Here is a 25,925-nt window from a genome sequence, read left to right on the forward strand (position 1 = left end):
TACAGAGGATCACATAAGATGCACATCGACCTGAAGTACGGGCACGGCTACGTGTCCCTGGAATTGCCGGATTCCGTCCATGTGGACGTGTTCGAACCGAATCCCGTCGAACCGCTGGCCGATCCTCTGGCGGCCCTGCACGCCGCCCTGGACGAGCCGCTGGGCTGCCTGCGGCTGGAAGACCGCCCGGCCCCGCGTTCCGTGGCCATCGCCGTGCCCGACGAAACGCGTCCCGTGCCGGTGCGGTTGCTGCTGCCGCCGCTGCTGGACCGGCTGTTCGCGGCCTACCCGGCCCTGAAGCCGCAAGACGTGGTGATCGTGGTGGGCGGCGGCCTGCACCCCCCGGCGGACGAGGCCCAACTGGCCCGCGTGCTGCCGGAAGACCTGCGCGGCTGCCGTGTGGTTGCCCATGACGCGGAGCATTCGCAGTTGGCGCGCTTTGGCGCCACCACGCGCGGCACCCCGGTGGAGGTCAACGCCGCCTATGGTGCGGCGGAACTGCGGCTGGTCATCGGCATGGTGGACGCGCACCAGTTCGTGGGCTTTACCGGCGGGGCAAAGGGTGTGGCCATCGGCTGCGCCTCTGCGGCCATGATCGAGGCCAACCACCGCCTGATGCGCGACCCTGCGGCCACCGTGGGCGCCATAGACACCAACCCCGTGCGCCTCGACCTTGACGAGGCCGGTGAACTGGCCGGGGTGGCCATGGCCATCAATGTGGTGCTGGACGCGGCCAAGCGCCCGGTGGCCGTGCAGGCGGGCTGGCCGCCGCTGGTCATGCGCAGTGCCGCCAAGGTCACGGCGCAGGTGTACGGGCTGGCCTATGACGCGCCGTACGACATCGTCATCGCCTCGTGCGGGGGCACCCCCAAGGACCTCTGCCTGTACCAGGCCCAGAAGGGACTGAACACGGCGGTGCAGTGCGCCGCGCCGGGGGCAAAGGTGCTGCTGGTGGCCGAATGCGGCCAGGGCATCGGCGACGAGGTGTACCACGACTATGTGCGGCGCTTTCCGTGTGCGCACGCGCTGAAGAAGGATTTCGAGTCCGGGGCGTTCCGCATGGGCGCGCACAAGGGCTTTCTGTTCGCGCGGGCCACCACCAGCTTCGAGGTGGTGGTGCATTCCGAACTGGACCCGGCCCGGCTGCGCGAATGCCTGCTGACGCCCGGCGACATGCAGGAAACCGTGAATACCTGGCTGGCGGGGTTGCGGGACCCGCGCGTGGCCGTGGTGAAGAACGCCAACTCTTCGTTCTTTTACCGGAAATAACCCGCAACGCGCGACCGCATCCTCCTGGAACGGCGGGCGGGGGCGGTACGGTTCCGCCATGGGCGGGGCCGCGTACGGAGCCGCTCCGCCCGCCAATCAGGGGCCGGGTACGGGATAACCGTGCGGGATGACGGGACCGGATTGCCGGGGGGCATGCGGTCCCGAGCGGTACGCGCTGCCACTGGGGGACATGCGGCAGCGGGGCAGGGTGGGAGATCTGACGCCGCGTCCGGGAAGGAGCGGCAAGACGAGGGGGGAACGGGTCCGAAGCAGGAGCGGGCCGCGCCGGAACGTGCGGGCGTGCTCCTCTGTTCGCAAGGCAGAACATCAGACACGCTCCGGAGGGTGGCATGCTCCTGAAGACCAAACTGTATCTCGGATTCATGGCAGTGCTGTTGCTGACGGCCATCGTGGGCGCCATCGGCTGGCGGGGAATGCACGAGATGGTCGTGTACGGCAACTATTCCACGGCCATAGAAACGGCCATGCGCCACCTTTCGGCGGCAGAAGCGTCCATGGGGCGGTTCATGCTGCGCGGCGAGCAGACCCACGCCGCCGCCACCGACAAAAGGCTGGATGACGCCCGCGCCATCATCGAGGCGGCGGGCGCGGGCCTTTCGCACGACTGGATGCAGGCCGACGGCAAGGGCCTGTTGGAAAACCTGGAGAACTTCAAGACCGCCTTCGCCCAGTTGGTGAACTCGCAGAACGAGGCCATCGCCATGCAGCAGCGCATCGACGCCAACGCCGCCAAGGTGGTGGAAACTGTGACCGCGCTGGACGGCAGGCTGGCCGGAACGCTGCAAGCCAACCACGACGCGGGACGGATGAAGGGCTACCAGATGCTGCACGCTGGGGCCGCAGCCTTCGCCGAGGTGCGCGTGCTGACGGGACAGTTCCTGGATACCCCCACCGAAGAATTGCGCACGGCCATCCGCGCCCGGCTGACCGAAGCCCGCAAGGCCTTTCAGGCGGCGCGCGACGCCCAGCCCGACGAGCCATCCCAGGACGCCGTGCAGGAGCTGATGGGCTACGTGGGCAACTATTCCGGCCTGTTCGGCATCTTCTCGCGCCAGATGCTGGCCAAGTACGAGGCCCTGGATCGCCAGCAGGAGGTGGTGGCCGCAACCCAGGCAGCCGCGTCCGAGGCGTCGCAACATGCCTCTGCGGCGTCCGATGCCTCGGTGCGCACCGCCACGTGGCTGCTGGCCGGGGTGGCCCTGGCCGCAATGGTCATCGGGGCGGTCATTGCCGTGGCCCTGCCGCGCGGCACCGTGCGCCAGTTGGGCAAGGACCCCGGCGAACTGGCCGACATCGCCCGGCGGGTCACCGAGGGTGATTACGACATTGACGACGGCAGCCCGCACATCGGCGTGTATGGCCGCATCGTGGACATGGTGCAATCGCTGAAGACCCACCTTGCCAGCGCCGAAGAGGAATCGCGCCGCGCCCGCGAGGAATCGGAACGGGCCCGCCTGGCCATGGAACAGGCGGACGAGGCCCGAACCGGGGTGGAAGCGGCCAACCGGACCATGCAGTCGGTGGCGGACGAGGCCCACGCCATTTCCGCGCGCATCGCCGCCGCGGCGGAAGAACTGGCCGCCCAGGCCGAACAGGTGGGCGCCGGGGCAGAGGTGCAGCAGCAGCGCATGGCCGAAACCCTGGCCGCCATCACCCAGATGAACAGTGCCGTGGCAGAGGTGGCCGCCAGCGCTGCCGCCACCAGCCGCAGCTCCGACGATTCGCGCCGCAATGCGGAAGAAGGGGCGCAGGTGGTGGCCCGCACCGTCACCGCCATCGAGAAGGTGGCGGAAGGTTCGGACGCGGTGCGCCGCAACATGCAGGAACTGGGCGTGAAGGCAGAGGCCATCGGCAAGGTCATGGAGATGATTGCCGACATCGCCGACCAGACCAACCTGCTGGCGCTGAACGCGGCCATCGAGGCGGCCCGCGCCGGGGATGCCGGGCGCGGCTTTGCCGTGGTGGCCGACGAGGTACGCAAGCTGGCCGAGCGCACCATGCAGGCCACGGCGGAAGTGGGCGGCAGCGTGCGGGGCATCCAGGACGTGGCCCGGCGCAACGTGGACGCGGTGGAGCATTCCGTGACAGCGGTGGACGAAGCCACCCGGTCGGCCCACGAATCGGGCGAGGCACTTTCGGCCATCGTGCGCATCGTGGGGGACTCCGCCGCGCAGGTCAACGGCATTGCCACGGCGGCGGAGCAACAGTCCGCCGCCAGCGAGCAGATAGGCCGCACGGTGCAGTCGGTCAGCGACATCGCGGCGGAAACGGCGGGCGGCATGCAGCAGTCGGCCGTGGCCATCCGCGAGCTGTCGGAAATGGCCGCGCAACTGGAGCAGGCATTGCACCGGCTGCGCGCGTAGGGGGGTGATCGGATGACCTCCGCGCGCCCGTGGATAGTGAACCTTCAGGAGCAACCGTGACCGTGGTTCTCAGCCCCGACGATCTTGCCGCGGTGTGCCGCGCCGTGCTGGAGCGGGCGGGCGTGCTGCCCGCCGCCGCATCATCCGTGGCCGGGGCGCTGGTGGCCGCCGAGTGCATGGGAATACCCTCGCACGGAGTGGCGCGCCTGCCGCAGTACGCCGACCAGGTGGCGGCGGGCAAGGTGCGCGGCGATGCCGTGCCCCGCGTGGAAACACCGCTGCCCGCCACCGTGCGCGTGGACGCCGGGTGCGGCTTTGCCTATCCCGCCCTTGAGGCCGGACTGGACGTGGCCGCGCCGCTGGCCCTGCGCATGGGCTGCGCGGCGCTGGGGGTGACCAATTCGCACCATTGCGGGGTGGCCGGGCTGCACGTGGAACGGGCCGCCCGGCAGGGGCTGGTGGCGCTGCTGTTCGCCAACACCCCGGCGGCCATGGCCCCATGGGGCGGCAACCGCGCCTCGCTGGGCACCAATCCGTTGGCCTTTGCCTGTCCGGCACCGGTCGTAGACGCTTCCGATGCCGAAGGAGCAGGGACGGCCAGCCGACAGGATGCCGGGCTGGAGCGCGATCCGCTGGTGATGGATCTTTCGCTGAGCACCGTGGCGCGCGGCAAGATCGTTGCCGCCGCGCGCGAGGGCAGGCCCATTCCGGAAGGCTGGGCCGTGGATGCGGGCGGAAGCCCCACCACCGACGCGCGGGCCGCCCTTGGCGGCATGCTGCTGCCCTTCGGCGGTGCCAAGGGCGCGGCCCTGGCGCTGATGGTGGAACTGCTTGCGGCATCGCTTACCGGCAGCAACCATGCGTACGAGGCATCGTCGTTCCTGGATGCGGAGGGCGGTCCGCCCCGCACCGGACAGTGCATGCTGCTCGTTGCGCCGCAGGCCTTCGGCGCGGACTTCGCCGGACGCGCCGCCGCCCTGCTGGGCCATGTGCTGGGCCAGCCGTCCACCCGGCTCCCCGGCGCGCGCCGTTTCGAACTGCAACGCCGGGCGCACCGCGAGGGGGTGACCCTGCCGTGGTCGCTGCATCAGGACCTGTTGCGCCGGGCCGGGCGGGGCGCGGACGCAACCTGACGGGTCGCGCGGCCATCGTCTGCCGACCATCACCGCGCCTTGCACGGGTGAACAAAAACGGGCCTTCCCCCTTGGGAAAGGCCCGTTCCATTTTCTACGCATGCGCGGCGCGTGGCCGCGTCCGGTGAACGCCCGGCGGGAATCAGGAAAGCTTGGTGCGGTAGTGGAAATTGGCGGTCACGCAGCGGGTGTGGCGCAGCTCCACGGGGTTTTCCTCGATGTCCATGGCCACGCGGCGGATGGCCAGCAGCGGATGCCCCACCGGCACGACCAGGCGTTCGGCGTCGATCTTGTCGGCGGCCACGGCGGTGATGCTTTCGTCCGCCTTGGCGATGGTGACGTTGAAGCGCTTCTGGAAGAAGTCGTACAGCGTGTTGGGCAGGGCCCCCACGGGAATGGCCTCGATGCCCGGCATGCGCGCGCAGCTCAGGGTGATGCGCTCGTTCAGCAGCGGCACGCCGTCCAGCGAACGCACGCGTTCGATGCGCAGCACGGGCGCACCCAAGGGAATGTCCAGCGCTGCCGCTTCTTCGGGGGTGGCCTTGCCGGGGGCGGCCCCAAGCACTTCGGAAATGGGCAGGGTGCGCCTGTCCTCGCAGCTGACGATGCGGAAGAAACGGAACAGCGCCTCGTCCGCGTCGAAAGTGGCCACCGCCGTGCCCTTGCCCTGGTACCGCACCACGCGGCGCTCGGCGGTCAGCTCGTTCAGCGCCTTGCGCAGGGTGCCATGGCTGACGCCGTATTCTTCGGCCAGCACGGGTTCGCTGGGCAGGAAGCTGCCCGGTGCCCATTCACCGGCGGCGATGCGGCGGAGCAGCGATTCCTTTACCTGCTGGTACAAGGGGTTGAAGGCGGGCTTTACGGGCATGTGCATCTATGGGTGCTTCTGGAAGCCGGGTGCTTCCTGTTTTCGGGCATGTCTTGCAAAAAATATAAGATAACAGACGTATCTCATCGCTGTCTTGCAACTATCCGAGAAACGGGCGCAACACAAGAGGGTGATACTGCATGAAACCGGCCAGACGCGTGGTGTGGCGGGCTTTTGGCTGATACTGGTTGACCGGACAGTCGCAACCGCCAGCGCGAGAAGCGCAAGATCATGTGTGCGGGCGAGCGCCCCTGCGGCGAAATGACGTGGATACTGACGGCGAAATGGCCGTTCGCCCGCCGTGGTCAGGAAACCTGCGTCTCTATGCGCAGGCCGTACTTTTCTATCTTGGCCAGCAGGGTGGGGCGCGAAAGCCCCAGCAGGCGCGCGGCGCGGGTGCGGTTGCCCCCGGTAAGGTGCAGCGCCTCGCGCACCACCAGCCGCCCCACGTGGTCCATCAGCGCGTCGAACACGTTGTCGCCGTCGCTTTCGCTGAGGGTGCGGCGGATGAGTTCCTGCATGGTCTGGTCGGCGGCCAGCGAAAGGTCGCAGGCCGGGCCTTCGCTGCCGGGGCGAACGCCCCGGCTGGCCTCCAGCGCCTGCTTCAGGTCCGCTTCGCCAAGCGGCCCGCCCCGGCTGAATACCAGGGCCTTGTGCACGGTGTTGCCCAGTTCGCGCACGTTGCCCGGCCACGGCTGCGCTTCCAGGTAGGCCAGCGCCTCGGGGGTGATGCCGGGGTTCTGCATGTCCATCTCGCGCGAGAAGCGGGCCAGAAAGTACCGGGCCAGCGGGGGAATGTCCTCGCTGCGTTCGCGCAGGGGGGGCAGCCACAGGGTGACCACCTTCAGCCGGTAGTACAGGTCCTCGCGGAAGCGCCCGTCGGCCACGGCGGCTTCCAGGTCGGTGTTGGTGGCCGCGATGATGCGCACGTCCACGGGGATGGGCTGGCGGCCCCCCAGCCGTTCGATCTGCTTTTCCTGCAACAGGCGCAGCAGCTTGGCCTGGATGCCCAGCGGCATGTCGCCTATTTCGTCCAGGAACACCGTGCCGCCGCCTGCCTGCTCTATCTTGCCCACCCGGCGGTTGGTGGCCCCGGTGAAGGCCCCCTTTTCGTAGCCGAACAGCTCGCTTTCCAGCAGCGTGTCCGGAATGGCCTCGCAGTTGATGACCAGGAACGGCTTCTTGCCGCGCAGGCTGTGCTGGTACACGGCGCGGGCCACCAGTTCCTTGCCGGTGCCGGATTCGCCCCGCACCAGCACCAGGGCGTCGGTGGGCGCGGCCCTGCCGATGGCCTTGTACACCTGGTGCATGGCCCGGCTGGTGCCCACCAGGGCCTCGCCCAGCGGTTGCTGCCCGGTGCCGTCGCCGTCTTCGCCGTCGGCCACCATGTCCACGCGGGCGCGCATGCGGCGGCCCGCCTCCACGGCCTGCTCGATGAGGGCGAGGATGTCCGGTATCTCGAACGGCTTCAGGATGTAGTCGAAGGCCCCCAGCTTGGTGGCCTCGATGGCGGTCTCGGTGGTGGAAAAGGCGGTCATGATGACCACGGGCAGGCGGGCGTCTATCTCGCGGATGGCACGCAGGGCGGTCAGGCCGTCCATGCCGGGCATGCGCACGTCCATGATCACCAGTTCGGGCAACTCTTCGCGCACCAGCTTGATGCCCTGCTCGCCGGTGGAGGCGGCACGCACGTCGTGCCCTTCCCCGGCCAGCAGGCGCTGGAAGCTCTGGCGCAGTTGCAGTTCGTCGTCGACGATCAGGATCTTAGCCATGAGTCGTCCTTGCGGGCGGGCAGCACGATGACGAAGGTGGCCCCCTTGCCGTGCGCCGAATGCAGGTGCAGCCAGCCGCCGTGCTCCTCGAAGATGCGCCGGGCGATGGGCAGGCCGAGGCCGGTGCCTTCTTCCTTGGTGCTGAAGAACGGCTGGAAGACCTCTTCGCGGATGTGCTGGGGTACGCCGGGGCCGCTGTCCGCAATGCGGATGACCACGGACCGCCCCAACGGATTGATGATGCCCTTTTCTTCCGTGATGTCCAGCGTGCCGTTGTAGCCCATGGCCTCGCACGCGTTCAGGATGAGGTTGACAAGCGCCTCCTTGAGCTGCTCGGCGTCGCCGTCCACCTCGGGCAGGCGTTCGCCGCGATGCACAGAAACCGCCACGTTGAACGATTCCAAGCGGTGCTTGAGCAGTTGCAGGGTCATGTCCACCACGTCGGACGGGCTCACCGGCTGCATGCGCAGGCGCGGACGGCGCGAGAATTCCAGAAAGTTGGTGACGATGGCGTCCAGGTGGCGGATTTCGGCGGCGATGACCTCGAAGTCTTCCTGCTGTTCCTTCTGGTCCGGCCCCAGCTTCAGGCTGCGTTCCAGCGCGAACAGGCGCAGCTTCACCGAGGTCAGCGGGTTGCGGATGGAATGGGCCACCCCGGCGGCCAGCTTGCCCACCAGGGCCAGTTTTTCTGTCTGGCGCAGGGTTTCGTGGCTTTCTTCCAGTTGCACCTGGGTGCGGTGCATGGTGTCCAGCAGGTGGCGCAGGCGGCGGTCCAGCACCTCCACCTCGTTGCCGTAGGCGTCGGCATCCTCCAGCCCTTCCAGCGCCAGGCGGCGGATGGGGCCCAGCACCTGGCGGAACACCACCACGGCCAGCAGCCCGGCCAGGAACAGGACAACCAGCATCAGCCCCAGGGCATCGGTGGCCGGGTCCGCCCTCCAGGTGCCGAAGGGGGTGGGCAAGGACAGCAGCCCGCTGGCCATGAGCAGCGGCAGCGCGGCGGCGGCCATGGACGTGGCCGCCAGCGTGGCCAGCAGCAGGCCGATGCGTACGCGCAGGCTGGGGCGAAAGCGCACCACCCTGGGCAGTATCCAGTTCACCATGCGAAGTCCGTGGGCCGAGTGTGCAGTGGCGGTATCGCCGTGTCAGTGGGTCAGGGTGGTTCTAGCCCAATTCGCGCGCGGGAACAACGAGACGCGCGCATGGGTCGGGGGTGGGCCGCGCGGGATGCTGCGGACGGGCCGGATGCTGCGGACGAGCCGGGTGGGAAGAAGGCAGCACGGCGTGCCGGGCCACTGGTTGCCGGGGATATCGAATGGTTCTGCGGAACATCGGCGCGAGAGCGCCGCTGCCGCATATCCAACCACCTTGTGGCCCATCCCAAAGAGCGATAGGAAGGCAGGGCGGACCTGTCTCCTGCCCCCTTCGCGTGCGGAGGTCAGACCCCGCCACCCTGACGCCGGGAGACCCCATGACCGACACGCCGACCCCAGATGCCCCGTCCGGTGCCCCCCGCCCCGGTTCCGGCAGGCCGCTGCCGCGTATCCTGCTGGTGGACGACGAGCCGGAAAGCACGGAGATGCTGGCCCTGCGCCTGGGCAAGCGCGGCTTTTCGGCAGCGCGCGCGGCCAGCGGAGAAGAGGCGTTGGAATACCTTGCCCGTGAAGGGGCCGACGTGGTGGTCATGGACGTGAAGATGCCGGGCATGGGTGGCATGCGCGCGCTGGAGCGCATCCGCACCGGATTTCCGGGGGTGGAGGTGATCATGCTTTCCGGCCACGCCGACATGGAGGTGGCGGTGGAGGGCATGCGCCTTGGCGCCTTCGGCTACCTGATGAAGCCCACCGATTTCGACGAGTTGCTGTTCAAGATCGAGGACGCCTACACCCAGTGCCAGCTTGACCGCAGGGCGGCTGCGCGCAACGGGGCCTAGCCGCAGGGGCGTCCAAACCCACCCCTACCCGGGAAAACATCATGGGCCTGTTCTGCTGGCTGCCCTTCCGCCGCAAGCGGCGGGACGAGCAACGCGCCGCCGCCGAAGAGGCCTTTGCGGCGCGGTATCACCGCTTCAAGCTGGTGCTCAACGCGTGGGCCAAGTTGCAGGAAGTGATGACCGAGATGGAACTGGCCCTGTGCTGTGTCCATCCCTTCGGCATGCAGACGGTGCGCTCGCTGTGCACCCGCATCACCACCCAGGTCTTCCAGTGCATCCGCCAACTGGACGAACTGGCCCCCGGTCGCTACCCCGAACTTTTCGTCCGTTTCGACGCCATCCAGGCCGAGGTCTCGGCCATCGTCTATGGCCGCCCGACCACCATGGACGGCCCCCTTGCCCTGCCGTTCGGCCATCCGGACCTGGCCCTGCCAGACCTTGCCGACCCGGCCCTGACCCGGCTGGGGGGGCTGCGGAGCCTGACGGGCGTGCCCGAAAGGCCCGACAGTCCTGACAGTTCCGACAGTTCCAACAGGCCCGCACCGCAGGGCGGGGGCGTGCCCGACGGGTTCATCGTCACCGCCGCCGCCTGCCAGCGGCTGTTCCGCCATCAGGGGCTGCAAGAGGAGATCGGGCGGCGGGTGCAGGCATCGGGCGGCATCAGGCCGGCCAATCTGCTGGACCTTTCACCCGCCATCGCCGGGCTGATCCAGGCGGCGGAGGTGCCGGACGAGGTGGCCGACGCGCTCATGGACGCCCTGTCCGCCCTGCGTCAAGGGGTGGCCGCGCGTCCCGGCGTGCAGGGACGCGACATGCGCCTCTTGCTGCGGGGGCGGGTGTGGCCGCAGGGTTCGACGGGCGCTGGCGAGAACACGGACGACGATGCGGGCGGCATGACCCTGTGGGGGCCGTCCATTCCCCTGTTCGCAGAAGGTTCCGGCCCCGGTGCGCAGTCCGGCGCGCAGCCCGGTACGAAAGACGCCCCCGACGCCACTCCTGACGCCGCTCCTGACGCTACCCCTGACGCCGCCCACGATGCTGCCCCTGACGCCGCCGACCGGCAGCGGGTGCTGGCCGCCCTGCGCGCCACCCTGGCCCTGAAGTATTCGCCCCAGGCCATCGCCTACCGCCGCAACCGGGGCCTGCGCGACGCGGGCACCTGCGTGTGCGTGGGCTGCTTTGCCGTGGAGGCCCCCGTGGCTGGGGGCATCGCCTACACCGGCAACCCCCTGCATGCCCGCGACACCTCGGTGCACGTCTACGCCGCGCGCGGCCTGTCCGAGGCCGTGGAGGACGGCGCGCACGACGTGGATGCCTACCACGTCTGTCGCGCGGGCGGTTCGGTGCGGCTGCGCAGCATTGCGCACGGCGCTTCCGCCCCGGTACTGGATGACGCGGCGGCCCGCGCCGTGGCCGAACTGGCCCTGGCCGTGGAGGAACGCTGCGGCCTGCCCCAGGAAATAGACTGGCTGTTGGAGCCGGACGGTTCCGTCTCGCTGCTGCATGCCCGACCGCTGCCCGCGCCCCGCGCGCACCTGCCGGAAAGCTACGCCGAGTCGGAAGCCGAGGACGCCGCCCAGACCGAATGCCCGCCCCCGGCCCTGCTGGATGGCGGGGTGACCGCCGGGCCGGGTGTGGTGGCCGGGCCGGTGCACATCGTGCGCGAGCGCGACGACGTGCGCACCTTTCCCGACGACGCGGTGCTGGTGGTGGAGCGAGACCTGGCCGACTGGGGCATGCTGCTGGACCGTGCCGCCGCCGTGGTGGCCGAGCGGGGGCGCATTTCCAGCCAGTTGGCCGCCGTGGCGCGCGAATTCGGCAAGCCCGCCGTGTTCGGCCCGTTCCGGCAGGGCAGCCCGCTGGACCTTCTGACGCAGGGGGCCATGGTCACCGTGCACGGCGACGTGGGGGTGGTCTATCCGGGCCGCATCGAGGGCTTCATCGAAACGGCCCCGAGGGAATGCAACTTCATGCCCGGCAGCCCGGTGTTGCAGGCGCTGGACGCCGCCGCCCACCACATGCTGCCCCTGACTCTGGACCCGGATTCGCCCGATTTCAAGTCGGCCAACTGTCGTACCTTCCACGACCTGGGCCGGTTCTGCCACGAAAAGGCCGTGGCCGAAATGTTCCGCTTCGGCTCGCAGCAGCGCCACGCGCCGCAGCGGGTCAAGCAGTTGCAGTGCGACGTGCCCAAGCAGTTCTGGGTGGTCAACCTGGACGATGGCTTCGACGGCGAGGTCAGCGGCCCGCTGGTGCCCGTGGCGCGCATCTCCTCGGTGCCCATGCGCACCCTGTGGCGCGGCATGAATGCCGTGCCGTGGCAGGGGCCGCCGCCGGTGGATGCCAAGGGCTTCCTGTCGGTGATGTTCGAGGCCACGGCCAATCCGCACCTGGACCCGGCGGCGCAGTCCGCGTTCTTCACCGAGCGCAACTACTTCATGGTCTCGCGCAATTATTGCAGCCTGCATTCGCGCTTCGGGTTCCACTTCGTGGCCGTGGAATCGCTGGTGGGTGACCGCACGCCCGAAAACTACGTGGTCTTCCAGTTGCGCGGCGGGGCCGCCAACATCGAGCGCCGGGTGCGACGGGTGGAGTTCGTGGCCGGGCTGCTGGAGGAATTCGGCTTCACCTGCACGGTGCGGCGCGACGCGCTGTCGGCCCGCATAGAGAACCTGCCCCAGGCAGAGGCCCTGCGCATGCTGCTGGTGGCCGGGTACATGACCATTCATACCCGCCAGTTGGACATGATCATGAACGACGGCCCGCAATTGGCCGAACGGCGTACGACCATGCTGGCCGACTGCCGCCGTCTGCTGGAAGAGGCCGATCAGGCCGAGGCTGTCGATGGTGCCCGCCCGCGCCGGGCCGTGGACCCCGCAGCCCCGGTCTAATCCCTTGCGCGGGCGCGGTGTTGATGGCGGGGGGAAACCGGCGCGCCGCGAAACGGATGTTTCCCCGTTTCGCCTGTTCCGCCCGTTTCGTCGGTCAGGGGGCTTCCGGAGATTGTAAAATACTGGATGATCGGGTAATTGTAACACATGGGGTGGTCCTGCTCCGCCCGTGTTTCATGGGTGCGTCGCAAAGGGGAACAGGGTTGCCGCTCCGGCGTTCCGGTGTGCCTTTGCTGAAACGGGCGTGCCGCTGTTGCGACGGTTTTCTGCCGTGGCCGACAGGTCGCCCGTGTCCGTGGTCCGGTGCTGGATGGCACGCCCACCGCCGCGCCCGCGCCCCGATCGTGCCTGCGGTCTTGTCCGCGATGTTGCCTGCGATCCGGCCCGCGATCCGGCCCGCGATCCAGCCCGCGATCCAGCCCGCGATCCAGTTAGACACGCGCACGGCCCGTACGCGAAGACCCCTCAAGCCCCTTTCCGGATGATCTTTCTCCGGTGGTCCTTTCCGGGTGGTCTTTTCAGGGTGCCCCCCGCGGGGGTGCCCGCCCACGGAGGCTGGATGGACATTGGCGGATATACCAGGCTGCGGCGCAGGCTCACCCTCGTCATGCTCGCCTTTTCGCTCGTGCCGCTCTTTGCGCTGGGCTTCTTCATCCATTTGCAGTTTTCCAAGACCTACCACGAGCGCATGGTTTCGGGCATCGAGGCGGTGACCGAAAGCAAGCGCCGCGCGCTGGACACCTTTCTGGCCGAGCGCGTCTCGCAGATCAAGAGCCTGGCCTGGACCCACTCGTTCCGCGAACTGTCCGACTCCGCCCAGTTGGGCACCATCTTCGGGGTCATCCAGTCCAACGCCCGTTCCTACGTGGACCTTGGCGTCATCGACGACCAGGGCCAGCACGTGGCCTACGTGGGTCCGTATTCGCTGGAGGCGGCCAACTACCGCGACGAGCCGTGGTTCCACGAGGTGATGCTGAAGGGCCAGTACGTCAGCGACGTGTTCACCGGGTTCCGCCGCTTTCCGCACTTCATCATCGCGGTGATGCGCCGCGAGAACGGCCGGGCCTGGATACTGCGGGCCACCATCGATTCCGCCGCCGTCAGCGCCATGCTGCACCGCGCCTATTCCGGCACCAACAGCGATGCCTTCCTGCTGGGCACCGACGGGTCCCTGCAATCCGATTCACGCAACAACGGCGCCATCATGACCAAGCCCGCCCTGCACATGACCATGCCCGACAGGGCCAAGCGCGGGGTGGTGGTGGACACCATCGCCAACACCGATGGCCGCCCCATGGTCACCGGCATGACCTGGCTCGAGAACATGCCCTGGCTGCTGGTGGTCATGGACGACCCGCGCGAGCCGCTGTCTCCCCTGGTGCACACCCAGCTTATCGTGGTGCTGTTCCTGCTGGGCGGGGCCGTGGTCATCTGCCTGGGCACCTTTTTCACCACCCGCGTCATCGTGGGCAAGGTCATCGAGGCCGACCGCAGGCAGGCCATGCTCGATGCCTCGCTCATGCAGTCCAGCAAGATGGCCGCCCTCGGCAAGCTGGCCGCCGGGGTGGCGCACGAGGTGAACAACCCGCTCATGCTCATCCGCGAGAATGCCGGGTGGATCCGCGACCTGCTGTCCGAAGAGGACGCCGTGCGCATGGCCCACCACGCCGAGATCGAGGAAGCCGCCGCCAAGATCGAACAGCATGTGGACCGGGCCAAGGGCATCACCCACCGCATGCTGGGCTTTGGCCGTCGCATGGAACCCATGCAGGAAGACGTGCCCCTCAACGTGCTGACCGAGCAGACCGTGAAGTTTCTGGAAAGCGAGGCCCTGCACCGCTCCATCACCATCCGCAAGGATTTCGACGCCGAACTGCCCGCCATCACCACCGACACCGCCCAGGTGCAGCAGGTGATCCTGAACGTGCTGGACAACGCCATCGACGCCGTGGGCCAGGGCGGCACCATCACCGTGCGCACCGGCGCCACCGAAGGCGGGCAGGAAGTGTTCGTGGCTGTCACCGATACCGGCAGCGGCATCACCCCCGACGTGCTCGAACACATCTTCGATCCGTTCTACACCACCAAGAAGGCAGGCGAAGGCACCGGCCTCGGCCTCGCCATCTGCTACTCGATCATGGAAAAACTCGGCGGCCGCATCGTGGCGGAAAGCACCCCCGGCAACGGGGCCACCTTTACCGTGTATCTGCCCACCGCGCCGCCCGCCTTCACGCAGGATACCCTGCTCAACTTGCGGTAGCGGTTGCTGCTTTTTGTACGCCTCCGGCGGTGCAAGATTTTTCAGGCAACTGACCGGGGAGGGGACCTTTTGAAAAAGGTCTCCCTCCCCGGACCCCTCCCCCCAAAACTTTTTGTTTGGCGCTTCGTGACGCGATGGGGAGATGTTTAAGCCAAACCCCATTATGAAAAGTTTGGGGGGATGGGGGTTCGGGGGAAGGAGACCCTTTCAACGCCTTGCGGTCGCCATCCGTAACACTCGCGCCGTGCGCTCGTGTAACGGCTGCCGCAAAGGGTCCCTTCCCCCGAGGCTCATGCTCATAAGTTTTCAAGCATTCTCTAGCGAAAGGGCCACGACATGAAGATTCTCATCGTGGATGACGAGACGGAATTCCTGGACCTCATGCACAAGCGGCTGGAACGGCGCGGCATGGAGGTGGACACGGTGGACAACGGCACGGACGCGGTGGCGCGCGTGGAGCAGGGCGCCTACGACGCGGTGGTGCTGGACGTGAAGATGCCGGGCATGGACGGGCTGGAGACGCTGCGGCGCATCAAGGCCCTGCGGCCGGAGGTGCCGGTGGTGCTGCTGACCGGGCATGCCAGCCTGGGCGCGGCCCTGACCGGCATGGAACTGGGCGCGTTCGACTACATGCTCAAACCCGTGGCCATCAACGAACTGATCTTCAAGCTGGGCGAGGCCGTGCGCCACGCCTGAGCGGCGGCGCGCGGGCAGGTGGCGACAGGGTAGAGGCGCGACCGGTGACATCATCGGCGGCATGACCGGCTGACGGGGACTTCACGGCGCAGACCACGGCGGACGCGATATGAGCGGTTTTTTCCACACATTGGGTACGTTGTTCCGGCGTCAGGATGCACCTGCGCAGGGCGACGGCGTGCCCGACGCCGAAACCGAACGGCTGCGCGCGCTGTACCGCGAACGCTGCTCGCGGTTCCGGCTGCTGCTGTCCGCCAACAAGAGCGCCCTCGAGATCATGGCCGACATGGAAGAGGCCCTGCGCGGGGTGCGCCCCTTCGGCATGACCTACGTGCGCGGCGCCTGCACCCGCGCGTGCGCCAGCGTGTTCCAGATCGTGCGCCACCTCAACGCGCTGTCCGACGACCGCTGGCCCGACCTGGAAACGAAATTCGACGAAATCCGCGCGGGCATAGAGGCCGTGGTGGCCCCCCATGTGCGGGCGGGTGGCGGGCCGCTGGTGTTGCCCATTGCCGAAACCGGTGTGGACCTGGCCGACCAGACCGGCGGCAAGATGGCCAACCTGGGCGAAATCCGCCGCCGTCTCGGCATTGCCGTGCCCGACGGCTTCGTGGTCACGGCCACCGGCTACCAGCGTTTCATGGAGGCGGGCGGGCTACAGGAAGAGATCGACCGGCGGGTACAGGCGGCGGACGCCACCCGCCTGGACGAGGTGTTTGCCCTGTCCGCGTCCATCCAGCAGCTCATTCTGGCCGCGCCCGTGCCCGACGACCTGTCCGCCGCCATCACCGCGCAGGTGGAGCGTCTGGCCGGGCCGCTGCATTTCCCGCATCCGGGTACCGGAGCCTGCACGGGCGCCGAGGTCCGTTTTGCCGTGCGTTCCAGCGCGGTGGGCGAGGATTCGCTGGATGCCTCCTTTGCCGGGCAGTACCGCTCGGAACTCAACGTGCCGCCCGAAGACGTGCTGGATACCTTCAAGGACATCGTGGCCAGCAAGTACGGCGTCACCGCCATGACCTACCGCCTGGCGCGCGGCATTCCCGACGAGGACGTGCCCATGTGCGTGGGCTGCCTGGTCATGGTGGACGCGGTGGCGGGCGGCGTGGCCTACAGCCGCAACCCGCTGGACCTGCGCGACAACACCGTGGTCATCAACGCCGTGCCGGGCCTGCCCAAGGCCGTGGTGGACGGCAGCTTCAGCCCTGACGTGTTCGTGGTCTCGCGCGAGGTGCCCATGGCGGTGGCGCAGCGCCAGATAGCGGCCAAGCCCCAGCGCTTCGTGCGCGACCCCATCGAGGGCGTGCGGCTGGAGGACATGCCGCCGGACCTTGTGGACGCCCCGTGCATCGACGATGCGCGCGCGCTGGAAATCGCCGCGCTGGCCGCCGGGTTCGAGGTGTTCTACGGAGAGCCGCAGGACATCGAGTGGGCCGTGTGCCCCGAAGGCGTGCTGACCATCCTGCAAAGCCGCCCCCTGCGCGAGGCGCGCCACGACGACCTGCCCGAGGGCGAATGCGCGCCCGTGGCCGGAGGTGACGGAACGGACGTAGCTGGGACGAATGCCGCTTTCGCTGCTGACGGCACGGACGTGGCAGGGGCGGATACCTCCGCCATCAATCCCACCGAACCCGGTCCCCTGCCGGGCGGCTACAATTGCGGCGAATCCGGGCCGCCCGTGCTCCTGCTGGGGGGCACCCCGGTCAGCCCCGGCGCGGGCGCGGGCCTGGCCCACGTGGTGCGCAAGGACATGGACCTGCTGTCCTTCCCCGACGGCGGCGTGCTGGTCATCGAACGGGCCCTGCCGCGTTGGGCACCGCTGTTGTCCCGCGCTGCCGCCGTGGTGGCCGAGGCGGGCGGTGCCGCCGGGCATCTGGCCAGCGTGGCCCGCGAGTACGGCGTGCCCGCCCTGTTCGGGCTGCCCCGTGCGGCAGAGCTTCTGGAGCATGCGGGCATCGTCACCGTGGACGCGGACAACCGCCGCGTGCATCCCGGCCGCATCGACGACCTTCTGGGCCACGCCCGGCGCCGCAACCTGATGGAGGGTAGCCCCGTGCACACCGCGCTGGCCGAGGCCGCGCGGCTGGTGCTGCCCCTGAACCTGCTGGACCCGGAATCACCCCGGTTCGCCCCCGCCCACTGCCGCACCCTGCACGACATCACCCGCTTCTGCCACGAGAAGTCCGTGGAGGTACTGTTCGGCGCGTCCGATACCACGGTTCCCGGTGCCCAGCGTCTGGGCAAGCAACTGCGGGTCAACGGCACCAAGCTGCAATACTGGCTGCTGGACATCGACGGTGGCTTCCGCAAGCCCGTGCCCGGTCCCGTGGTGGATCTTGCCGACATCGCCTCCGCGCCCATGCTGGCCCTGTGGGACGGCATGACCGCCGTGCCCTGGGCCGGGCCGCCCGCCACCGACGCGCGCGGGTTCCTGTCCGTCATGCTGGAGTCCACCGTGAACCCGGACCTGGAACCCACCGCCGCCACCACTCTGGCCAACCGAAACTTTCTCATGATCTCGCGCGACTACTGCAATCTTCAGGCGCGCTTCGGCTACCATTTCTGCACCGTGGAAGCCATGGCCGCCGACAACCCGCACGAGAACTACGTGACCTTCCAGTTCAAGGGCGGGGCCGCCAGCGCCGACCGCCGCGCCCTGCGCGCCCGCTTCGTGGGCGAGGTGCTGGAAGCACGCGGCTTCCGCGCCGACGTCAAGGATGACGCCCTGTTCGCCTCGCTCGAAGGACTGCCCAAAGACCGCATCCTTACCCTGGTGCGCGGCGTGGGCTACCTGCTCATCCATACCCGCCAGATCGACATGGTGGCCCACAACGAACGCGTGTTCGGCCCCATCCGCGACCGCATCGCCGCCGACCTCGCCAGGATCGCCCCTGTAGCCGGGTAGTCCCACCTGCTCAAGAATTTGAAGAACTAACCGGAGGAAGAAACCTTTTGCGGCAGCCGTTAGGTAAGCGCGAAGCGCGAACCTTACGGATGGCGTCCGCAACGTGTGAAAAGGTTTCTTCCTCCGGACCTCCATCTTCCAAAACTTTTCGATTGGGTTTCTGTGAAGGAATGAAAGCGCACCATGGATTGGCATGGCTGTGTTGCCGACGCGTGGTAAAAAAATCCCCCCAATAAAAAGTTTGGGGGGGTGGGGTTCGGGGAGGGAGACCCTTTTCAAAGGGTCCCCTCCCCGATTCTCTTTAAAACTCTTTTCCTACAACCGCTTGGCCACTTCGTCCCAGTTCACCAGCTTGTCGAAGAAGGCCTGGACATAGTCGGGGCGCTTGTTCTGGTAGTCCAGGTAGTAGGCGTGTTCCCACACGTCGATGGTGAGGATGGGGGTGAAGCCTTGGGTCATGGGGTTGTCGGCGTTGCCGGTCTTCAGCACCTTCAGCACGTCCTTGCCGTTTTCGCGGCCCTTGACCAGCCAGGCCCAACCGCTGGCGAACTGGGTTTTGGCGGCGTCGGAAAGCTGGGTGATGCAGGCGTCCACGGAGCCGAAGGCGGCGGACAGGGCGTCGGCCACCTTGGCGGGGGGCGTACCGCCGCCGCCGGGCTTCATGCCTGCCCAGTAGAAGGTGTGGTTCCAGGACTGGGCGGCATTGTTGAACAGCCCGGCCTTGGCCGGGTCGCCCGCCACGGATTTGACCAGGTCCTCAAGTTTCATGGTGGCCATGGGGGTGCCTGCCACGGCCTTGTTCATGTTGCCGTAGTAGGCTGCCGTGTGCTTGCCGTAGTGGAACGAGATGGTGCGCGCGCTGATGGCGGGTTCCAGCCCGTTTTCGGGGTAGGGCAGCGGCGGCATGGGAAAGGCGTCGGGGGCGTCGGCGGCGTGGGCCACTGTGGGGCCCAGCAGGCGGGTGCCAGCGGCCACGACGGCTGCCGAGGCGCACAGGGACATGAAACAGCGGCGGGTGAAACTGGACGGCATGGCGTTCTCCTTGCGGATGAAGGTGGGCCGCGTCGCAATCTCCGCAAGGAATGACTGCCGGAGATGGGCGGCGCAGCGGAACGGGGCGCATGAAGGCCCCGTGGATACCGGATGCCGAAGCCCGCAAGGGTGCGAAGGGAGAGCGGAGAGCCCGGCCAGGACCGGGGATGCGGGCGATTACCGTCACCATAGCACAACTCGTCCAACTCGCAACAGGTGGATGTGGCCCGCTGCAACTGGCTGTGGATGCGCGCAGCAAGTCCGGCCCGGAAAAGGGAACGGCCCCCCGCACAAGAGTGCGGGGGGCCGTGGTCGTCATGAGAACAGGTCACCAGGCCGGGGCATGCGCCGCCGAAGCTGCGCGCGCTAGGCTTCCTGCTTGATCTTGGACTTCTTCATGGTCAGGCCGATGCCGTCGAACAGTTCGAAGATGGCGAAGCCGTACCACATGGTATACAGCACGTAGAAGACCAGCAGGCCGATCATTACGCCCATCTTGTCCATAACCTTGGCGGCCGGGATGCCGTAGAAGTTGTAGCCGGTTTCCACGGCGCGCTTGAGCACCGCGTCAACGACGTTGGCTTCTTCCACCATCTTGTTCTTTTGCAGGGCCTTGATCATGGGGCTCAGCCCTTCCCACCAGGCTTCCATGACCGCCATGTGGTCCGTGCCCGCGTAACGGGCGGACACGGCCTTGCCGTCGTTCTTGTACATGGCGTCGGCATCGGCCACGGCGGCGGCAAGCAGCGTGCCCAGGTCGCCTTGCACCTTCAGGGTGTTGCCTTCAGCGGTGGCGGTCACGCCCGCAGCGGCGAAGACCTTGGCGGCCTCGGCAGCCTTCTTGGAGGCGTAGGCCACTTCAACCATCTTGCCCTGCAGCGGTTCAACGCGCTTCTGGGTTTCGGGGATGAAGTAGGACGAACCCTTGGACAGCTTGTTGAACAGGTCGTCCGAGTATTCCAGGCCGTTCATGGCCTTGCCGCCGTCACCGGGAAAGAGCGGCATGAAGATCAGAAAGAAGACCGCGCAGAAGGAGCCCATGAGCAGCAGGCCCTTCATGAAACTGCTCTTGCTGTGGATAAGCATGTTACGCCTCCGCTCTCAGCTTGCCGATGTTGGCGAAGAACTTGCCGAACACCCAGGCGCCAAAGATGGCAACCACCACCCAGAATACGATGTTGCCCACGAATTCGATGTTGTTCACCAGTTCCTTGGGCATGGATACCATTTCCAGTTCCACCATCTTCTTGGGCAGGGTGGCCACGCGGTTGATGAAGCCCGCGATGATCGACATGGCGTAGAAGCCGCGAATGTGGATGCCCTTGACCACCTTGGTGGTCAGCGCGCCCACCTGGATGCCCAGGAGCGAACCGATCAGCATGCCCATGGCCAGGGTGTAGAACACATAGCCGTAGATGGCGTACTGGGCGATGGCGCCAAGGCCCGCAGTGAAGATGATTTGCAGGATGTCGGTACCCACGGTGGTCATGGACGACACGCCGAAGATGTACACGAACATGGGGAAGGTAACGAAGCCGCCGCCCACGCCCATGATGGCCGCCAGAATGCCCACCACCACGCCGCCCGCGGCAACGATCCAGCCGGAGATGCGGCGGCCGCCGGGCACGAGGTCTTCGTCGAAGGTGATCATGGGGGGCACGTTCATGGCCTGCAACTTGACGGACAGGCCCGTTGTGCCGCCGCTGCCGCCATGGGCGTCACCGCCGCCGCCAGCCCGGCTGGACTTGATGAAGTCGAACAGGGCGTAGAAGCCCAGAAAGCCCAGCAGCACCGCGTAGATGGAGCTGATGAACATTTCCGACAGCAGCGGGTCCTTGTTGTACAGACCCTTGTTGATGGCCCCGCCGATGAAGGTGCCTGCGCCCGACCCCACCAGGAAGGCGATGGCCAGCTTCACCGACACGTTGCCCAGCTTCTTGTGCACCGTGGTGCCCATGATGGCCTTCGCGAAGATGTGGAACAGGTCGGTGCCAACGGCCAGGATGCCCTTGACCCCGGCGGCCATGAGCGCAGGCGTGATGATGAAGCCGCCGCCCGCGCCGATGCAGCCGGTGATCAGGCCGGCGGCCAGACCCACCGCAATGGACACCAGGAAGATCTTGGTGGAGTAGAACGCGGGCGCGTAGGCAGTCTTGCTGCCCAGCATGGAACCCGCCTCGGCGAAGCTGAACATCAGGATCGGCAGCAGCAGGATGCCGAGGATGATCAGCTTCTTCCGGTTCTTGATGATGGACGTGGAGACCTCGATATCCCACTGCGCGTGGGCGATGGAACTCGCCTTCAGGAATTCGAAGACTTGTCTTGGAAAGCTCATGGTTCCTCCGTGAAACACGATGCGTGATGCATACCCTCTACCCAGCCTCCGCCCCTCCGTGCACCCCTTGCGGCACAGTGGGACACCCCGGGACTAGCAACGGTTGTGCCAAAAGGAACACGGGCGCCGGAAATAGTATAAAGCCATGAAAATACATGCATATATCGGGGCTGCGCCCTGCGCGGCTGGCCCGGTTGCGGTGCTCGGCCAACCTGGGGCTGCCGCTGTCCGGAATCTTTGCACCGCCCCGCAAAGCGGCCACTGGCGTCGTCCGGTACCGTGGAGGCGCCTGCCGCCCGCATGGGCCGACACCGCAATGCGCAAGCCTCCTTTCGCGAACATGCTCCAGTTTTTGAAATAAAATCATGCAATTCCAGTTGAATATGAAAATTGTGGGTGCGCTGGACAGGTTGCGGTTCGTCCCCGCCGCCCAGAGACTGGGTAGGGTGTCAGCTTTTTTTACACGGCAGCAAGGAATCCGCCGTTCAGGCGGTTTCGGGCGGGGCGGCTGCGCATCGGCGCAGGCCCCTGGCTCCGCCCCCTTGCCCGTCTGGCCCGTCTGGCCCGTCTGGCCAGCCTGGCTCGTCCCCTTCGACCCGTCCGCCCTGTACAGTCCGGGCCGGACGCGCTAGGTGAGCCCCATGCCCATACACGCCATCATCTTTGATCTGGACGGCACCCTGCTGGACACGCTGGAAGACCTGGCCGACGCGGCCAATACCTGCCTGCTGGCCCAGGGATTTTCCGCACACCCCGTGGACGCCTACCGCCAGTTCGTGGGCGACGGGGTGGAAATCCTGTTCCGTCGGGCGCTGCCGCCCGGCACGCCGCCCGGCGCCGCCACCGAACGGGCCGTGGCCGCCCTGGTGGCCCGCATGCGCGACGAATACGGCGCGCGCTGGTCGGCCAAAAGCGCACCCTATCCCGGCATCCGCGAACTGCTGGCCGCGCTGGCTCCCGCCGGGCTCCCGCTGGGGGTGCTGTCCAACAAGCCGCACGCCTTCACCCGGCTGATGGTGGGCAGTTTCTTTGACGGCGCGGCGGCTGCACCGGGCGGTGCACCAGACGGCGACGGTCCGCTGGGCCCGTTCGCCGTGGTGGCCGGGGCGCGCCCCGGCGTGCCGCGCAAGCCCGACCCCGCTGCGGCCATCGCCACGGCCCGCGCGCTGGGGGTGGACCCGGCGCACGCGGCCTTCGTGGGCGACAGCAACGTGGACATGCGCACCGCGCACGGCGCGGGCATGCTGGCCGTGGGCTGTCTGTGGGGCTTCCGGGGCGAGGCGGAACTGCGCGAAAGCGGGGCATCCATACTGCTGGCGCACCCGCTGGAGTTGCTGGACCATCTCTAGCCGGGCGGGGTCTGACAGCCGCCGCAGGCCAGGCGCCACGCGCGGTCTCCCGCTGCGCCGGTATCTACTGCAAGCCCTCGGGCTCGCGTTCCCGCAGGCCCTGTTCGCGGAGGACCCGCACGATGGCGCTGGCCAGCGTGGCGGCTTCCACGGGCTTGGTCAGGTAGCCGTCCATGCCCGCCGCCAGAAATTGTTCGCGGTCGCCGCGCATGGCGTGGGCGGTCAGGGCGATGATGGGCGTTGCCGAGCGCGCCCGCAGGATGCGCGCATCGATGCGGGGGGCATGCGGGGCGTCGGGCTCTGCATCGTTTTCAGCATCATGGATGGCGTCGGGCGTGGCGTCGGGTGCCGCGTCGGATTCGGCAGCCTGCGCATGCGGGGCGTCGTGTCCTGACGGGGTGTCACCCGCCCTGTCGGTGCCCGGTGCCCGCACCGCTTCGTGCCCCCCCTCTCCCGTTCCCTCCTTCGCAAGGGCCCGCAAGCGGCGGGTGGCCTCCACCCCGTCCATGACCGGCATCTGGATGTCCATGAGCACGCAGTCGAAGTCGCTGGTCAGCAGGGCCTGCACGGCCCGTTCGCCATTGTCGGCCGTGGTTACCCGCGCCCCCATGTTCTCCAGCAGGCGCGTTACCGCCAGGCGGTTCACCGCGTCGTCCTCGGCCAGCAGGATGACCTTTCCGCGCAGGGACAAGGCGTCGGCGGCGGGCGGATCGACCACGGCCTCCTCCACCTTGTTCACGAAGCGGAAGGGCAGGCTGACGTTGAACGTGGTGCCTGCGTCCGGGGCGCTGTCCACGGTGACGGTGCCGCGCATCAGCCGCACCAGTCGCCGCACGATGGGCAGCCCCAGCCCCGCGCCCTGATAGCGCCGGGTGCTGGCCGCCTCTGCCTGCACGAACGGCTCGAAGATGTCCTTCAGCCGCTCTTCGGCAATGCCGATGCCGGTGTCGCGCACGGTGAACAGCACCCTGCACCCGCGCGAACGCGATGCCTGCACCCGCCATGCCTCCACCACCACCTCGCCGTGATCGGTGAACTTCACCGCGTTGCCCACCAGATTGAACAGCACCTGGCGCAGGCGCATGGCGTCGCCGCGCAGGTGGCGGGGAATGCGTTCGTCCACGTTTACCCGCAGGGCCAGCCCCCGTTCGGCGGCGGGGCCTTCGAACAGGCCGCGCACCTCGTCCAGCACGGCCCGCGCCTCGAAGGGTTCGTCGTGCAGTTCCAGCTTGCCCGCCTCGATGCGCGAAAGGTCCAGGATGTCGCCCAGCAGCAGCCCCAGGCGGCGGCAGGACTGGGTGGCCGCGCCCACGTACACCTTGCGCATGGCCTTGGCCGGGTCTGCCTGCAACAGTTGCAGCATGCCCATGATGCCGTTGAGCGGCGTGCGGATTTCGTGGCTCATGTTGGCCAGGAATTCGCTTTTGGTGCGGCTGGCCGTCTCGGCGACTTCCTTGGCGCAGCGCAGTTCGGTTTCCGCCTGCGTGCGTGCGGAACTGTCGCGCACGATGGCCAGCAGCAGCGGTTCGCCGTCCGCCTCCTCCATCAGGGCCATGCGCACTTCCACCGGCAGCGGCGTGCCGCCGCGCGTGCGGTGCGTGGTTTCGAAGGTGGCCTTGCGGGTGGATTCCAGTTCCGCGCGCAGCCGGGCAAAGGCGCGCTGGTCGAGTTGCTTGTCAATGTCGAACAGGGTCATGCGCAGCAGTTGTTCGCGGGTATGGCCGGTCTGATGTTCCGCCTCGGGGTTGGCGTCAAGGACATGGCCGGTGCCGTCCACGAGGTAGATGGCGTCGCCCGCGCTTTCCACAAGCATGCGCAGCCGCAGTTCGCTAAGGCGCAGGGCTTCCTCTGCCCGGTGCTGCTCGGTGACGTCGGTGATGATGGAATACAGCAGCGGTTCGCCGTGCAGCACCAGCGATCCGGTGTTCGATTCCACGTCGCGGGTGGTGCCGTTGGCCAGGCGGTGGCGGAAGCGGAAGCGCTGCTTCTCGCCCCGTGCCGCCGCCGATAGTTCGCCGCGCAGCGCCCCGGAGGGCAGGGTGTTGATGTCAGAGATGTGCATGGCGCGCAGCACCTCGCGCGGCCAGCCGTAGAATTCGGCGGCGGCGGGGCTGGCGTCGCGGATGGCCTTGGTGGTGGGGTCGATGAGCAGGGCCACCACGTGGTTGTTTTCGAACAGGCCCCTGTAGCGGGCCTCGCTTTCGCGCAGGGCACGCCCGGCACGCAGCCGTTCCAGTTCCGCCGTGGCGCGCCCGGCCAGAATGCGCATCAGCGCCATGCCTTCGCCCGTGGGCGGGGCCATGGGCAGGTCGTGGAATACGGCCAGCACGCCAAGGGGGGTGCCTTGGGCATCGCGCAGCGCAAGGCCCATGTACGAGCGGATGCCCAGCGAGGCGTGCAGTTCGGCCTCGGGAAAGAGTTCCTGCACGCCATCGGAGTAGACGCACAGGTCCGGCGAATTGAGGGTCCGCGCGCAGGGGGTGCCATGCAACGCATAGTCAAAGGGTTCGCCGGGCGCATCGCCCAGCCAGGCGGCCAGCACGCGCAGGTAGTCGTCGCCCCTGCCGCCCCGTCCATCCTGTCCACCCTGTTCATTCTGTCCGTTCAGTCCGCCCAGCTCGCCCACCAGGGCGTAGCGCGCGCCAAGGCCATGGGCCAGTTGCTGCACCAGCATCCGGAAGAATTCCTGACCCACCAGCGGCGAGGTGACCTGCACGATGCTGCGCAGGGTGTTTTCCGCCCGGCCCAGGGCGCGACGGGTGCGGCGCAGGCGCAGGGTCAGCCATAGCAGCAGCGCGGCTGCCGGCAGGATGAGCGCGGCATCGTCGATAAGGCGCACCCACCATGGGGCCGGGGGCTGCACGCCAGTGGGGGCGGCCTGGGAGGCGAAGCCCGACAGGGCACCGGATGTCGCGGAGACCGGGGGCAGGGTGGGCAGGGGCGCGGCAAGCACCGTGCCCGGCGCACCGGGAATGGGGCCGGACGATACCGCCGTGCGCGGCGTGGCTGCCGTGCACACCGCGAACGCCAGAACGAGGGCGACAAGCCGGATTGCACGGAATGCGAACCCGGAGTGATGCACGCTGGACATGGCGGTTCCC

At 67.9% G+C, this 25,925-nt stretch carries 16 protein-coding genes; 9 read left to right on the forward strand and 7 right to left on the reverse strand.

Annotated elements, in window-relative coordinates:
* The first annotated feature begins 18 nt into the window (after positions 1–18).
* The 3 genes from larAH5 (at position 19) to ABWO17_RS14380 (ending at position 4,786) form a co-directional block, all read left to right on the forward strand.
* A complete protein-coding gene (gene larAH5, locus ABWO17_RS14370) occupies positions 19–1,269 on the forward strand; it encodes a nickel-dependent malate racemase, LarAH5 family (RefSeq protein ID WP_353119700.1) in 1,251 nt (416 codons plus the stop codon).
* A 350-nt stretch (positions 1,270–1,619) separates the two neighbouring features.
* Positions 1,620–3,653, forward strand: coding sequence for a methyl-accepting chemotaxis protein (locus ABWO17_RS14375; RefSeq protein WP_353119702.1), 2,034 nt, complete (start codon positions 1,620–1,622; stop codon positions 3,651–3,653).
* 56 nt (positions 3,654–3,709) lie between these two features.
* The gene (locus ABWO17_RS14380; protein WP_353119704.1) at positions 3,710–4,786 is read left to right on the forward strand and encodes an Ldh family oxidoreductase; all 1,077 of its coding nucleotides are present in this window, start codon (positions 3,710–3,712) and stop codon (positions 4,784–4,786) included.
* 142 nt (positions 4,787–4,928) lie between these two features.
* Here ABWO17_RS14380 and ABWO17_RS14385 read toward each other — a convergent pair whose 3' ends face one another.
* From ABWO17_RS14385 to ABWO17_RS14395, 3 genes are all read right to left on the reverse strand, one after another.
* Positions 4,929–5,660, reverse strand: a complete 732-nt coding sequence (locus tag ABWO17_RS14385) for a GntR family transcriptional regulator (RefSeq protein WP_353119705.1) — start codon at positions 5,658–5,660, stop codon at positions 4,929–4,931.
* A gap of 299 nt (positions 5,661–5,959) precedes the next feature.
* Positions 5,960–7,426, reverse strand: a complete 1,467-nt coding sequence (locus ABWO17_RS14390) for a sigma-54-dependent transcriptional regulator (protein WP_353119706.1) — start codon at positions 7,424–7,426, stop codon at positions 5,960–5,962.
* A complete protein-coding gene (locus tag ABWO17_RS14395) occupies positions 7,411–8,529 on the reverse strand; it encodes a sensor histidine kinase (RefSeq protein ID WP_353119708.1) in 1,119 nt (372 codons plus the stop codon). The genes ABWO17_RS14390 and ABWO17_RS14395 overlap by 16 nt, the downstream gene beginning before the upstream one ends.
* Before the next feature lie 368 nt (positions 8,530–8,897).
* Here ABWO17_RS14395 and ABWO17_RS14400 point away from each other — a divergent pair, with 368 nt between their 5' ends.
* The 5 genes from ABWO17_RS14400 (at position 8,898) to ABWO17_RS14420 (ending at position 18,108) form a co-directional block, all read left to right on the forward strand.
* Positions 8,898–9,359, forward strand: a complete 462-nt coding sequence (locus tag ABWO17_RS14400; protein WP_353119710.1) for a response regulator — start codon at positions 8,898–8,900, stop codon at positions 9,357–9,359.
* 41 nt (positions 9,360–9,400) lie between these two features.
* Positions 9,401–12,250 (forward strand): PEP/pyruvate-binding domain-containing protein, encoded by a 2,850-nt coding sequence (locus ABWO17_RS14405; protein WP_353119712.1) that lies wholly within the window; start codon positions 9,401–9,403, stop codon positions 12,248–12,250.
* A 559-nt stretch (positions 12,251–12,809) separates the two neighbouring features.
* Entirely contained in the window at positions 12,810–14,510 is a 1,701-nt protein-coding gene (locus tag ABWO17_RS14410) for a sensor histidine kinase (RefSeq protein ID WP_353119713.1), read from the forward strand.
* A gap of 336 nt (positions 14,511–14,846) precedes the next feature.
* Positions 14,847–15,206 carry a response regulator gene (locus ABWO17_RS14415; protein ID WP_353119715.1) on the forward strand — a complete coding sequence of 120 codons (360 nt, stop codon included), beginning with the start codon at positions 14,847–14,849 and terminating at the stop codon, positions 15,204–15,206.
* A 109-nt stretch (positions 15,207–15,315) separates the two neighbouring features.
* Complete coding sequence (locus ABWO17_RS14420) at positions 15,316–18,108, forward strand: PEP/pyruvate-binding domain-containing protein (RefSeq protein ID WP_353119717.1); 2,793 nt, start codon at positions 15,316–15,318, stop codon at positions 18,106–18,108.
* 315 nt (positions 18,109–18,423) lie between these two features.
* Here the strand turns inward: ABWO17_RS14420 and ABWO17_RS14425 are convergent, their stop codons facing one another.
* The 3 genes from ABWO17_RS14425 to ABWO17_RS14435 form a co-directional block, all read right to left on the reverse strand.
* Positions 18,424–19,140 (reverse strand): superoxide dismutase, encoded by a 717-nt coding sequence (locus ABWO17_RS14425; RefSeq protein WP_353119718.1) that lies wholly within the window; start codon positions 19,138–19,140, stop codon positions 18,424–18,426.
* Between the two features lie 366 nt (positions 19,141–19,506).
* Positions 19,507–20,226 (reverse strand): hypothetical protein, encoded by a 720-nt coding sequence (locus ABWO17_RS14430; protein ID WP_353119720.1) that lies wholly within the window; start codon positions 20,224–20,226, stop codon positions 19,507–19,509.
* A 1-nt stretch (position 20,227) separates the two neighbouring features.
* Positions 20,228–21,475, reverse strand: coding sequence for a sulfite exporter TauE/SafE family protein (locus tag ABWO17_RS14435; RefSeq protein ID WP_353119722.1), 1,248 nt, complete (start codon positions 21,473–21,475; stop codon positions 20,228–20,230).
* Positions 21,476–22,116: 641 nt separating this feature from the next.
* On the opposite strand from ABWO17_RS14435, the gene ABWO17_RS14440 reads away from it, so the two are divergent.
* Positions 22,117–22,824, forward strand: a complete 708-nt coding sequence (locus ABWO17_RS14440) for an HAD family hydrolase (RefSeq protein ID WP_353119724.1) — start codon at positions 22,117–22,119, stop codon at positions 22,822–22,824.
* A gap of 64 nt (positions 22,825–22,888) precedes the next feature.
* Here ABWO17_RS14440 and ABWO17_RS14445 read toward each other — a convergent pair whose 3' ends face one another.
* A complete protein-coding gene (locus ABWO17_RS14445) occupies positions 22,889–25,915 on the reverse strand; it encodes a PAS domain-containing hybrid sensor histidine kinase/response regulator (protein ID WP_353119726.1) in 3,027 nt (1,008 codons plus the stop codon).
* Positions 25,916–25,925 lie beyond the last annotated feature (10 nt).

The sequence above is a fragment of the Nitratidesulfovibrio sp. genome, from assembly GCF_040373385.1.
Taxonomy (GTDB): Bacteria; Desulfobacterota; Desulfovibrionia; order Desulfovibrionales; family Desulfovibrionaceae; genus Cupidesulfovibrio.